This window comes from Roseateles sp. P4_D2, from assembly GCF_056401875.1.
Genome location: NZ_JBFUIM010000007.1, coordinates 1 through 12,872, shown reverse-complemented (window position 1 = coordinate 12,872; position 12,872 = coordinate 1). Strand labels below are relative to the sequence as shown.

Annotated in this window: 11 protein-coding genes; all 11 read right to left on the bottom strand. The window is 67.6% G+C overall.

Features of this window, described 5'->3' with window-relative positions:
- Positions 1–8: 8 nt before the first annotated feature.
- Positions 9–1,139 (bottom strand): mannitol dehydrogenase family protein, encoded by a 1,131-nt coding sequence (locus AC1DW0_RS13865; protein ID WP_457447852.1) that lies wholly within the window; start codon positions 1,137–1,139, stop codon positions 9–11.
- A gap of 157 nt (positions 1,140–1,296) precedes the next feature.
- Positions 1,297–2,307 carry a zinc-binding alcohol dehydrogenase family protein gene (locus AC1DW0_RS13860; protein WP_477946435.1) on the bottom strand — a complete coding sequence of 337 codons (1,011 nt, stop codon included), beginning with the start codon at positions 2,305–2,307 and terminating at the stop codon, positions 1,297–1,299.
- A 4-nt stretch (positions 2,308–2,311) separates the two neighbouring features.
- Entirely contained in the window at positions 2,312–3,160 is an 849-nt protein-coding gene (locus tag AC1DW0_RS13855; RefSeq protein WP_477946433.1) for an amidohydrolase family protein, read from the bottom strand.
- A complete protein-coding gene (locus AC1DW0_RS13850) occupies positions 3,160–4,179 on the bottom strand; it encodes an aldo/keto reductase (protein WP_477946431.1) in 1,020 nt (339 codons plus the stop codon). The genes AC1DW0_RS13855 and AC1DW0_RS13850 overlap by 1 nt, the downstream gene beginning before the upstream one ends.
- A gap of 31 nt (positions 4,180–4,210) precedes the next feature.
- Positions 4,211–5,152 carry an ABC transporter substrate-binding protein gene (locus AC1DW0_RS13845; RefSeq protein ID WP_056197494.1) on the bottom strand — a complete coding sequence of 314 codons (942 nt, stop codon included), beginning with the start codon at positions 5,150–5,152 and terminating at the stop codon, positions 4,211–4,213.
- A 30-nt stretch (positions 5,153–5,182) separates the two neighbouring features.
- Positions 5,183–6,166 carry an ABC transporter permease gene (locus AC1DW0_RS13840; RefSeq protein ID WP_457356526.1) on the bottom strand — a complete coding sequence of 328 codons (984 nt, stop codon included), beginning with the start codon at positions 6,164–6,166 and terminating at the stop codon, positions 5,183–5,185.
- Positions 6,163–7,725: a sugar ABC transporter ATP-binding protein gene (locus AC1DW0_RS13835; RefSeq protein ID WP_457356527.1), complete on the bottom strand. Its 1,563-nt coding sequence runs from the start codon at positions 7,723–7,725 to the stop codon at positions 6,163–6,165. Before AC1DW0_RS13835 ends, AC1DW0_RS13840 begins: the two co-directional genes overlap by 4 nt.
- Before the next feature lie 97 nt (positions 7,726–7,822).
- A complete protein-coding gene (locus AC1DW0_RS13830) occupies positions 7,823–8,464 on the bottom strand; it encodes a substrate-binding periplasmic protein (RefSeq protein ID WP_457322466.1) in 642 nt (213 codons plus the stop codon).
- Positions 8,465–8,644: 180 nt separating this feature from the next.
- Complete coding sequence (locus AC1DW0_RS13825; protein WP_457356529.1) at positions 8,645–10,087, bottom strand: MFS transporter; 1,443 nt, start codon at positions 10,085–10,087, stop codon at positions 8,645–8,647.
- Positions 10,084–11,577 (bottom strand): GH1 family beta-glucosidase, encoded by a 1,494-nt coding sequence (locus tag AC1DW0_RS13820; protein ID WP_477946427.1) that lies wholly within the window; start codon positions 11,575–11,577, stop codon positions 10,084–10,086. Before AC1DW0_RS13820 ends, AC1DW0_RS13825 begins: the two co-directional genes overlap by 4 nt.
- A gap of 35 nt (positions 11,578–11,612) precedes the next feature.
- On the bottom strand, positions 11,613–12,872 hold a 1,260-nt coding region (xylA, locus tag AC1DW0_RS13815; RefSeq protein WP_477946425.1), incomplete at its 5' end, for a xylose isomerase.

Below are 12,872 nucleotides of genomic sequence, written 5' to 3'. Positions count from 1 at the left end.
TTCCTTGTTCATTGCGCGGCCAGCGCGGCGTTCAGCCGGGGCTGCACCAGGCCGGGCACATGCAGCCGTGCTAATTCAACCACTGGACGCAGGCGCCGTGATTTTTTCTGTTCATGGTTCTGCGCGATGTCGGCCAGCCGATGGGCCAGGAAGGGGTTCAACAGCCGTTCGCGCAGGGCAACCAGGTAGTCCCGCGCCTGATCGCCCTGGCCCAGCGCGTCGAACACCGGCAGCACCTCCTGCTGCCAGGCGGCTTCGAGCGGCTCGCGCAGCGCCGGGTCCTGCATGGCCTGCAGCACTGTCATGTCGGCTGCAAGGCGGCCCTTCTGCCATTGCTCAGCGAGCAGTGTGTGGCCAAGATTGAGCAAGAAGAGCTTGAGCCGTTCGAAGCGCGCGAGATCGTCGGTGAGGACGACGTCGGGATGCCGACAAGGCAGCTGCAGCCGCGGCTGCGCCTCGACGGCCCACAGCGCATAGGGCTCGGCCACGGCGCCGACCGGCTCCAGCGCCTCGGACACGATGCGGTCCACCAGCGAATTGGCCCACACCGGCCGGGCCTGCAGCCAGTCGACGAAGGCCGGCGTGCACTGCCATTGGCGGGCCAGCGCCACGACGAGGTCGCGCAGCGCATCGCCGTTGCGCGACACCAGTTCGCAGGGCAGCAGCGTCAGCTCGGCGTCGGGCTGCGCCTGCCAGCGGTCGTGTAGCAGCACGAGCAGCTTGGCGGGGAAGGATGAGGGCGCTGCGGCGTCGTCGGACAGCAGGGCGGCGGCGTCAGCAGCGTCCAGCACCCAGCCACCGTCGCCGGTGTTGGAAACGATCACCTGCACGGGCCCCCGCATGCGCCCGCGCACGGCGGGCCAGTCCGTCGCGGCATGGAAGGCTTCGCGCACGGAGCGGCAGGTTCTGCGCTCTTCCACGGGCTGGCCCTGCGCCAGGCCGCGCACGATGACGTCGAAGCCTCCGGCACGGGCCATGGCCTGGGTGCGCATCGTGCTTGCCGGGTTGCCGGTGCTCTGCACCACCGTGATGCCGCCCAGCGCCTCGCCGCGCTCGGCGGCTTCGCTGACGAAAAGGTCGACATGGGCCTGCAGGAAGCGGCTGGTGCCGAACTGCAGGATGGGCTGGCCTGGGTTCATGGGTGCCGAGCGGTTTCGAATTCAGGCATCGCGGGCCGAGCGCCGGGCCGCTCCCAAGCCGGCCCGCCAGGGCGATGTGCTTGCCGGTCGAACCGGCAAGCATCGCCGCCCCCTCGGGGGACCGGCCAAGGTACTCCTTGGACGAGGGGCTTCATGCTCAGCATTCGACGATGGCTTTGATGACGCCCTCGGCAGGGTCCAGCAGGCGCGGGAAGCCGGCGGGTACGTCGGCCAGCGTCAGCCGGTGCGTGGCTAGCGCCACGTCGGGCACCAGACCCTCGCGCATCGCCTTCATGACGGTCTCGAAGTCTTCCGTCGTGGCGTTGCGGCTGCTGAGCAGCGTCGCCTCGCGCTTGTGGAACTCCGGGTCGGAGAAGCGGATATCGCCCTGCACGATGGACACCAGCACATAGCGCCCGCCATGGGCGATGAAGCGAAAGCCGCGCTCCATGGCGCCTGGGTTGCCGGTGGCGTCGAACACCACGTCGAAGAACTCACCCTCGGTGAGCTGCGACAGTTGCGCCTCATCGCCTTCACCCAGGGCCACGGCCGCAGTGGCGCCGGCGTGGCGCAGCGCGAAATCGAGGCGGTCCTGGCGGCTGTCGAGGGCGGTGACGATGGCGCCACGCAGGCGGGCGAACAGCATTGCACCGATGCCGATGGGGCCTGCGCCCACTACCAGCACGCGCTGGCCGGCCGCAACCTCGCCGCGGCGGACCGCGTGTGCGCCGATGGCCAGGAACTCCACCATCGCGGCCTGGTCCAGCGTGATGCCATCGGCCTTGCCGACGAAGCGCTGCGGCACGCTGACATATTCGGCAAAGGCGCCGTCGCGATGCACGCCCAGCACCTGGATGCGAACGCAGCAGTTGGTCTTGCCCTGGCGGCAGGCGATGCAGTGGCCGCAGGACAGGTAGGGCATCACGTAGACCGCGTCGCCCGGCTTCAGGCCGCTGTCGGCGTCGGCGTCCTCCACGATGCCCGAGAGCTCGTGCCCCATGACGCGCGGGTAGCTGAGGTAGGGCTGGTGGCCGGTGAAGATGTGCAGGTCTGTGCCGCACACGCCCACGCGCTTCACGCGCAGCAACACCTCCGCGGGGCCGCGCTCGGGGCGAGGGCGTTGGTGAGCGACGAGAACGCCGGGGGATTCGCAGGAAACAGTCAACATGGTTCTAGGTGGTGGAGGCGAGGCGGTAGAGGCGAGCGGCATTGCCCCCGAAAAGCGCCTGCAGGTCGTCAGGTTGGGGAACCGGGTGGAATTGGCGGGCCAACTGGTGGGCGAGCTGCCACCAGTCGGCGTAGTCGGCAGCCAGGCGCAGCACGGGCCAGTCGCTGCCCCACAGCAGGCGGCGCGGGCCGAACAGCGTCCAGAGCGCCTGGGCGTAAGGTTGCAGGGCTGCCGCATCGCGGCGCTCGCCTGCCTCGGTCAGCAGGCCCGAGAGCTTGCAGTGCACCTGGGGGAGGGCGGCCAATGCGGCGATGTCGTTGCGCCAGGGCTCGAGCTCGCCGCGCGCGATCAGGGGTTTGGCGGCGTGGTCGATGACGAGGTTCAACCGCGGGTGGCGTGCGGCGAAACGGCACAGCGCCGGTAACTGGCGCGGCAGCACCAGCGCGTCGAACACCAGGCCATGGCGCTGCATGGCCTCGGCGGCCGGGCTGCAGGCCGGGTCGGCGATCCAGTCGTCTTCGGGCAGGTCCTGCAGCATCGGGCGCAGGCCCTTGAGCAGCGGGTGGCGGGCCAGCGCGGCGATCTGCGCTGCCGCATCGGCGGCCTTGAAGTCCACCCAGCCGACGACCCCGCGCACCCAGGGCGTGCGTTCGGCAAGTGCCAGCATCCAACGGGTGTCGTCGATGCTCGGCAAGGACTGCACGAGCACGGTGGCGTCAATGCCGGCGGCCTGCAGGTGAGGTGCGAGATCCTCGGGGCCGAAGTCGCGGTGGATGGCCTGCAGCGAAGCGGGCGGCCATTGGCCCTCGCGATCGGCCAGGCGCCAGAAGTGCTGATGTGAGTCGACCTTCATCAGTCGTCCTGGGGCCCGCGCTCGGGCAGGGGCGCATTGCCGGCAATGAGGCCACGGCCGCGCAACCGATGCCAGAGCTCGCGTGGGATGGCGCGCTCCAGCCAGGCGGCGTTGGCTGCGACCTGTTCAGGCGAGCGCATGCCCGCCAGCACGCTGACCACGGCCGGATGCGCCAGCGGAAACTGCAGCGCCGCGGCCTGCAGCGGCACGCCGAACTCGGCGCAGGTTCCGTCCAGGGCCTGCGCCTGGCGCATCACCTGCGGTGGCACGCCGCCATAGTTGTATTTGGCCTGCCCGGCCAGCAGCCCCGAATTGAAGGGGCCGCCAATGACTACGCTCACGCCCGCCGTTGCGCATTGGTCCAGGAAGCCCAGGCTGCCTTGCTCCAGCAGCGTGTAGCGGCCGGCCAGCAGCACGCAGTCCAGGGGTGCGGCGGCGATGGCGTCCTGCGCCACTTCCCATTCGTTCACGCCCAGGCCGATGGCCCGCACGACGCCCTGGCTGCGCAGTTCCTCCAGTGCCCGGAAACCACCGGTGGTCAGCGCGTGCCAATGAAGGTCGTGCTGGTCGCCGTGGGTCAGGCGGCCGATGTCGTGGACGAGCAGCATGTCGATGCGCGCCAGTCCCAGTCGCTGCAGGCTGTCCTCGAAGGAGCGCATCACGCCGCTGTAGCTGTAGTCATACACCGGGCGGAAGGGCAGGGGATTGGCCCAGCCGTCGCTGCCGGCCGCCACTTTCGGGTCGGAATGCATGAGGCGCCCAACCTTGGTGGACAGCACGAAGCTGTCCCGCGGCTGCCGCGACAGGAACTCGCCGACGCGGCGTTCACTGCGCGTGTAGCCGTAGAAAGGGGCCGTGTCGAAATAGCGCACGCCGGCGCCCCAGGCGGCCTGCAGCGTCGCGATGGCCGTGGCGTCATCCACGGCCTCGTAAAGGCCGGCCAGGGCCGCGGCGCCCAGGCCCAGCGTCGTCAGCTGCAGGCCGGCGCCGGTGAGAGGGCGGCTGGGAAGGTGGTTCAAGCGCGGCATTGAAGTTCGTCGCGGGTCCACTTCAGTACAGGACGGCCTTGGCCTCGGGCGACTGCAGGTTGGCCTTGTTGACCCACACGACGCCGGTGTCGCGGAACTTGGGCACGGGCTTCTTCTGCAAAACGTCGGAGATGGTCTTGACGCCCAGGTAGCCCATCTGGAAGGAGCTCTGCACCGCGATGCCCGTGAGCGTGCCGTCCTGGACGAACTTCTGCAGGTCCTGGTTGCCGTCGAAGCCGATGGCGACCAGCTTGCCCGCGCGGCCGCTCTGCACCAGCGCGCGGCCCATGCCGACGGCGGTGGGCTCGTTGGCGCCGAAGATCGCCTTGAGGTCGCGGTGGGCGGCCAGCACGTCGGTGGTCTGGTTCATCGCGGTGGCCATCTGCGACTGCGAATAGAAGGGCCCGACGATCTCGAGCTTGGAGTTGGCCTTCAGGTAGCTTGTGAAGGCGCCGACGCGCCCGACCTCGGAGCCGGCCCCGGCAACGAAGGACATGACGGCCACCTTGCCGGTGGTGCCGATCTTGTCGATCAGCTGTTTGGCGCAGAGCTCACCGGCGGCGCGGTTGTCCGTCGTCAGAAAGGACTGGTAGTAGGGCTTGCCGGCCTCGGACACGTGCGAGTCGATCAACACGACAGGAATGCGCGCTTCCCAGGCCTTCTTGATAACCGGCACCAGCGCGTCGGGGTCCGACGGGCCGAGCACGATGCCGGCCACCTTGCGGTTGATGGCGTTCTCGACGAGGTTGACCTGGTCGGCGATGGCTGATTCGCTGGCCGGGCCGGAGAAGGTCAGCGTGTGGCCGGCGATCTCCTTGATGGCGGTCTCGGCGCCCTTGTTGACGTTCTGCCAATAGGTCGAGTTCGTGGTCTTGACGATGACGGCGATCTCGCCGGCTTGGGATGCGGTGCCGAGCAGAGCCAGGCAGGCGCTCACGAGCGCGTGAATCAAAGGACGGGGCATGGGATGTCTCCTGAGGAATGGAACCGGTCTTCAGCGCCGGTTGCGGAGTTGGTCGATCCAGACGGTGACGAGGATGACCAGACCGATGATGATCTGTTGTGTGAAGGACGAGACGCCGTTCATGTTCAACCCGTTGCGCAGGATGCCGATGACGAAGGCGCCGATGAGCGTGCCGGAGATGGTGCCGACACCGCCCAGCAGCGAGGTGCCACCGATGACGGCTGCCGCGATCGCATCGAGCTCGTACATCACGCCCTCGTTGGGCTGCGCGGTGACGAGGCGGGACATCAGCACGCAGCCGCACAGGCCCGCCAGCGCGCCCGAGGCGATGTAGGCAAACATAGCGACGCGCCCGACGTTGACACCCGACAGCCGCGCTGCCTCGCCGTTGGAGCCGACAGCGTGCAGATGCCGCCCCAGCGTCGTGCGCCGCAGCAGGATGCCCGCGACGATGGCCAGCACGATCATCAGCAGCACCGGATAGGGGATGCCGGGGAAGACGATATCGGGGAAGCCCTGCTCGTCGATCTTCTCGATGCGCCACAGCGCGCCGTTGCCCAGTTCGCCAAAGGCTTCGCCCAGACCGGAGATGGCCCGCGCGTCGGTGAGCTGCAGCGCGACGCCGCGCGCCACCAGCATCATGCCCAGCGTGGCGATGAAAGGCGGCAGGCGCAGGCGGGTCACACACAGGCCGTTGATGGCACCGCACAGCGCGCCGACGACGACGCCGATGGCCATGGCCGGCGGCACCGGCATGCCGTTCTTGACCAGCATGCCCGCCACCACGCCCGATAGCGCCAGCACCGAGCCCACCGACAGGTCGATGCCGCCGGTCAGGATGACCAGGGTCGCACCGATGCCCAGGTAGACGATGGTGCTCACCTGCAGCGACACCGTCATCGCGTTGCCGACCGAGAAGAAGGCGTTGCTCGTCAGCGAGAACACCAGCACCAGGATGAGCAGGCCCGCCAGCGCGGCAAATTTTTGGATCAGGTCTTTCTGGCGGTCGTTCATGTCGTCGGTTCGAGGGATGCCATGGAGGGCTTGGCCGGCTCGGATGAGCCGACGGAGGCATGGTGCATGATGTCGTGCTGGCTGCACGTGCGGGTGTTCAGCAGCGTGGCGAGCTGGCCCTGGCGGAACACCGCCACGCGGTCGCTCAAGCCCAGGATCTCCGGCAGCTCGGAGCTGATCAGCACGACGCCCACGCCTTCGGCCGCGAGCCGGTCCATCAGCTCGTAGATGGCGTACTTGGCGCCCACGTCGATGCCTCGGGTGGGTTCATCGAACAGGATCACGCGCGCTTCACGGAACAGCCATTTGGCAATCACCACCTTTTGCTGATTGCCGCCCGACAGCAGCCGGGCGATCTGGTCCGGCGACGGCGTGCGGATGCCGAGCTGGCTGATGAAGCGCTCGGCCGTGCTGCGCTCGCGCGCCGCGTCGATGAAGCCCAGGCCGCTGGCCAGCGCGCCCAGGTTGGCCAGCGTGATGTTGTGGGCCACGCTCATCTTCACCGCCAGGCCGTGGGCCTTGCGGTCTTCGGAGACGTAGGCGATGCCGGCAGCGATGGCATCGCGCGGCGAGCGGATCTGCAGGCGTTGGCCATCCAGTTCGATCTCGCCGCCATCGACAGCATCGGCACCGAAGATGGCCCGTGCGACCTCGGTGCGGCCGGCGCCGACCAGGCCGGCCAAGCCGAGGATCTCGCCGCGCCGCAGCTCGAAATCCAGCGGCCCGAAGACACCCTCACGCCGCAGGCCGCGCACCCGCAGCAGCACTTCGGTGGAAGGTTGGCGCGTGGCCGGCGGGAACTGCTGGTTCAGCTCGCGGCCCACCATCAGGCTGACGATCTCGTCGATCGACGTCTCGGCCCAGTGCCGGGTGGTGATGTAGTGGCCGTCGCGCAGCACGGTGACGCGGTCGACGATGTGGTCCAGTTCGTCGAGCCGGTGCGAGATGTAGACGATGCCCACGCCGGAGCGCTTCAGTTCCTGCACCACCGCCAGCAGGCGGGAAGCGTCCGCCTCGCCGAGCGATGACGTGGGTTCGTCCATGATCAGCAGCCGCGCATCCATCGACAGGGCCTTGGCGATCTCGACCATTTGCTGCTGCGCGATCGACAGGGCCGAAACCTCGGTATCCGGGTCGATGTCCATGCCCAGCCGCTGCAGGCAGGCGAGCGCGCCTTTGCGCTGCTGAGCCCTGTCCACAAACCAGCCCCGCCGCGGCTCGCGACCCAGCCAGATGTTCTCGGCCACGGTCAGGTGGGGCACCAGGTTCAGCTCCTGGTGAATCATGACGATGCCGAGTTCCTGCGCGTGATGCAGGCCGCCGATGCGAACGGGCTGGCCGTCGATGCGGATCTCGCCTTCGTCGGGTGTATAGACGCCGCTCAGGATCTTCATCAGCGTCGACTTGCCGGCGCCGTTCTCACCGCAGATCGCGTGGACCTCGCCGCGACGAACGTCCAGCTCGACGCCCGACAACGCGGTGACGCTGTCGAAACGCTTGCAGACGCCGCGCATGCTCAGCAACGATGAAGTGGAGGACTCGGCCTGGAGCGAGGTCATCGCGACAAGGTTTCCTTAATAGTCAAAATATTGGTCATGCCACTTTGCCATATGGAAAATTTGGTAAGACCAGTGAATACCCGGGCCGGATTGCCGATCAGCGGTAGCGATTCAACAGCTTCTCCAACGTGCCGTCGACGCGCATGCGATCGATGACGCGGTTCAGAGGCTGAAGGAGGTCGGCCTTGGCCGGTGACAGCGCGCAGCCCAGCCGGTAGGGCTCGACCTCGAGCACTTCGCGCAGGTTTGACGTCGGATGGCTCTTGACGTAATGCGCCAACGCGGCGCGGTCCGTCACGGCGTAGCGGACTCTCCCCAGGGCCAGACGACGCAGATTCGTCTCTGCGTCGGCGACGTCCTCTCGGGCGATCGGCCGCGCCAGCACCTGATCGATTGCCGGGTAGCGGTAGCCCAGCACGGTGCCAAGTGGTTCGTCGCGCAGATCCTGCAACTGCGACACGGCGGGCGAGTCCGGGCCGGCCGCGATGATGCCCGTGCCCGACAGGAAAAGCTGCGTCCAGAGCACATCGGCCTCCAGCCATTCCGGCTTGGCGTAGCACAGCAGATCGGCGGCACCAGACTCCACGGCCAGGGCCGCGCGTTTGCTCGGGAGCGGCAGGAAAACTGGGCTCAGCCCCAGTTGCCGGGCGAACACCTCGCCCAGGTCCTTGAGCAAACCTGCGACGGGTCGCTGCTCAGCCATCCTGAGCACCGGCATCGACTGGCTGGTCGGCGCCACGATGCGCAAGACCGCCGGTTCAGCGGGACATGGGCACACCCACGCGAGCAAGGTCAAGGTCAGGGCGAGCAGATGCCATCGAGCCCAGGAAGGGCGTGGGCTCTTCTTGCATTCCTGCATCATCGTTTTGGGGTGCTTTGCGTCGACCTGGGTGGCGAAATCAACGCGCTCCGGTGGCTGTCATACCTGCCCCCGCGTGGCTTCCAGCTGCACGCGGATCTCGGCCATGCGCTTCTCGGTCAGCTCGAAGCGCAGCAGCGACAGCAGCGCCAGCACCAGGCCGATGACGGGGATGGTGGACAGCAGGATGCGCATCATAAAAATGGCGTGCGGCGTCTGCAGGGCCTCCAGCTTGGCGTCAAAGCCGGTGAACTGCAGGATCCAGCCCGAGGCGCCCGTGCCCAGCGCGATGCCGACCTTGGAGATCCACGACTGGCAGGCCGAGAACGAGCCCTCGCGGCGCTGGCCGGTCTGCATCTCGTCGTAGTCCACCACGTCGCCCAGCGTGGCGTTGTACAGCGTCCAGAACCCTGCACCTGTGAAAGCCACGAAGCCACAGGCCAGCAGCTGCAGATAAGGCCGCGCCGGGTCGTACAGCCACCAGTCGCCGATGAAGGCGCAGATGGCCAGGAACAGCACTGCCGCCAGGCCGACCCGCTTGCCCTGGCGGCGCGCGATCCACGCGAAGAAGGGGATGCCCGCGAAGCCGAAGGCCATGCCCGACAGGCCCATGGCCGTGTTCCACTTCGCGCCCTCCACGACGTTGCCGCCGCAGACGTAGTAGACCGTCGCGTAGTAGCCGAGCGTGCCCACCATGGCCGTGCCGGTGCCGTAGGCCAGCATCATGCCCAGCACATGGCGGAAGGGCCTGCAGCGCAGCGTGCGCCACAGCGTGTCGGCAAACGGGATGTGGGTCTGTGTGCGCGACACCAGCTTCTCGTAGTAGCGCTCGCGCACCAGCAGGAAGATGGCGATGGAAGCAGCCACCATGATGGCGCCGAGGATGGCGCAATAGGTCTGCGCGCCGCGCAGGATGTCGGGCTTGCCGTTGGCCTGGTTGAAGATGGCCAGCGTCGTGAACTGGGCGGCGAAGAACATCGCCAGCTCGGGCCCCTTCTGGATGGCGTTGCGGATCGCCATCACCATCGTGCGCTCGTGGTAGTCCGGCGTCATCTCCGCACCAAGGCTGCTCCAGGGCATGTTGAAGCAGCTCATGATGGGCACGTAGATCACCGTGCTGACCAGCATGAAGATGAAGTACTCGGATTGGGTCCACCCCTTGCCGACAGCGAACATCAGTGGCAGGCCGATGCCGGCAAGCACGCCGCCCACCAGGATGAAGGGACGGCGGCGCCCGTAGCGCGTGCGCGTGTTGTCCGACAGCCAGCCGAAGACGGCGTCCGAGCCGGCGTCGACGAAGATCTTGATCATCTGCACCGTCGAGATCAGGCCGGGGGCCACGCCGAGGAAGATGTTGAAGACCTGGTAGGCCAGCGACGGATAGAGCCAGTGGCCCCACATGTCCAGGATGGAACCCAGGCCGAAGCCGATCTTCTGCCGCATCGGCAGGCGATCCGCCGCCGGCGGCACGACGCGCTCCAGGTGAAGGGTGCTCGCGTTCACAGGATGCACCGCTCGCGCATGACTTCGGCGTAGTAGCGCGCCGACAACTTCGGGGTGCGCACCTGCGTGGCGTAGTCGCAGTGCACGATGCCAAAGCGCCGCTGGTAGCCGTCTTCCCACTCGTAGTTGTCGATGAAGCTCCACAGGAAGTAGCCGTGCAGCGGCACGCCGTCGGCAATCGCGCGGTGGGCCTCGCGCAGGTGGTTGCGCAGGAAGTCGCGGCGGTGCAGGTCCAGCACCTCGCCGTTCACGACTGGCTCGTCGTTGTAGCCGCAGCCGTTCTCGGTGATGTACAGCGAAGCGTGGCCGTACAGCTCATGGCAGAAACGGGTGGCCCAATAGATGGCCTGGGGCACCAGGTTGAGCCAGAGGCTGTCGGCGCGCGGGTAGTTGGCCGGCAGCGGCACGGCCTCCCAGGCGGCGCCATCCTTGCCGGCGCGCACGTACGTGGCGGTGTAGATGTTCAGGCCCAGGTGGTCGGTGGGCAGGCTGATGAGCTCGAAGTCACCGGGCAGCACCTGCGGGGCATCGCTGCCCACGCGGGCCAGATAGTCGGCCGGGTAGTGGCCGGCGTGCATGGCGCCCAGCACGTGCGCGTTCTTCTCCAGGAACCAGGCCTTGGCCGCGGCGATGTCGGCCGGTGTCTCGGTGACGGGCACGCAGACATCGCAGTTGTCGGTCAGGCCGACCACGGCGCCTGCGCCGCCGAACTCGCGCACCGCGCGCACGCCGTGGCCGTGGCACAGCAGCGCGTGGTGGAAGGTCTGGTTGACGACGGCCGCGCTCTCCTTGCGCCCCGGTGCCTTGGTGCCATAGCCGTAGGCCAGTTGCGTGAAGCAGCGGATCTCGTTCATCGTGATCCAGTGCTTCACTTCACCAGCGAAGGCCTTGACGACCGTGTCGGCGTAGCGGCCGAAGGCGTCGACCGTCACGCGCGACGTCCAGCCGCCGCGGTCTTCCAGCGCCTGCGGCAGGTCCCAGTGGAAGAGCGTCACCCAGGGCTCGATGCCGTGCTTCTTCATGCTGGCGAAGAGGCGGTGATAGAAGTCCAGGCCGGCCTGGTTCAGCGCACCGTCGCCGTTCGGATAGATGCGCGGCCAGGCCAGCGACAGGCGGTAGTTCTTGACGCCCAACGACGCCATCAGCGCGAAGTCGTCATCGAAGCGGTTGTAGTGATCGCAGGCGACGTCCAGGGTGTCGTCGTCATGCACCTTGCCGGGCGTGCGGCAGAAGCGGTCCCAGATGGACTCGCCCTTGCCATCGGTGAAGGCGGCGCCCTCGATCTGGGGTGCGGCGGCGGCAACACCGAAGACGAAGTCGGCGGGGAAGGGGCTGGAGTAGGTCAGCATCGCGCTGTTGCGCGCCTCGCTACTCAAGGCACTTCCGGGTGTCGCGGCGGTACCTTTGATGAAGGGGGCGCTTCCGGTGTGGCGGGCAGTCGCGGGCGCGACCGGAACGAAGTCGGGCAGCAATGGGAGAGCGTGGGTCATGGCAGGGCGTCGGCCTGTTGTTTTAACGAGGCCGGTCAGCCGCAGAAGCGATTGACCAGGTTCTCGAAGACTTCCTGGCGGCCGGAGACGGGCGCCACGTCGGTGTTGGCGGCGAGCACCTGGTCGGCGAGCTCGGTCAGCGAACGCCGGCCGTTGAGGATGTCCTGCCCGGCAGGTGCGTCCCAGCCGGCGTAGCGGCTGTCCACGGCGGCCTTCAGGCGGCCGTCGTTGACCATCTTCTCGGCAATCAGCAGCGCCTGGGCGCACACGTCCATGCCGCCGATGTGGCCGTGGAACAGGTCCTCGGCGTCGATGGACTGGCGGCGCACCTTGGCGTCGAAGTTCAACCCGCCCGAGCCCAGCCCGCCGGCCTGGATGACGTGGTACAGCGCGATCGCCGTCTCCGGCACGTTGTTGGGGAACTGGTCGGTGTCCCAGCCCAGTTGCGGATCACCCCGGTTCATGTCCAGGCTGCCCAGGATGCCCAAGGCGCCTGCCGTGGCGATCTCATGCTCGAAGCTGTGGCCCGACAGCGTGGCGTGGTTGGCCTCGATGTTGACCTTGACTTCCTTCTCCAGGCCGTAACGGACGAGGAAGCCGTACACGGTCGCGGTATCGAAGTCGTACTGGTGCTTGGACGGCTCGCGCGGCTTGGGCTCGATGAGGATGGCGCCCTTGAAGCCGATCTTGTGCTTGTACTCCACGACCATGTTCAGGAAGCGGCCGAGCTGGTCCAGCTCCTGGCCCAGGCGCGTGTTCAGCAGCGTCTCGTAGCCCTCGCGGCCGCCCCACAGCACGTAGTTCTCGCCGCCGAGCTTCTTCGTCGCGTCCATCGCGTCGCGCACCTGCAGCGCGGCCATGGCGAACAGCTCGGGGTTGGGGTTGCTGGCCGCACCGCTCATGAAGCGGCGGTGGCTGAACAGGTTGGCCGTGCCCCACAAGAGCTTCAAGCCCGTGGCCTGCTGCTTCTCGCCGAGCACGTCGACCATGCGCAGGAAGTTCTCGTGGCTCTCGCGCGGCGTGGCGCCTTCCGGGGCGACGTCGCGGTCATGGAAGCAGTAGTAGGGCGCGCCGAGCTTGGCAAAGAACTCGAAGGCGGCGTCGGCCTTGAGCTTGGCCAGCTCCATCGGGCTGCCGCCCTGGAACCAGGGGCGCTCGAAGGTGGCGCCGCCGAACGGGTCCAGGCCGGTCCAGACGAAGTTGTGCCAGTAGCACACGGCAAAGCGCAGGTGGTCCTCCATGCGCTGGCCCAGGACGATGCGGTCCTTGTCGTAGTGCTTGAAGGCCAGGTCATT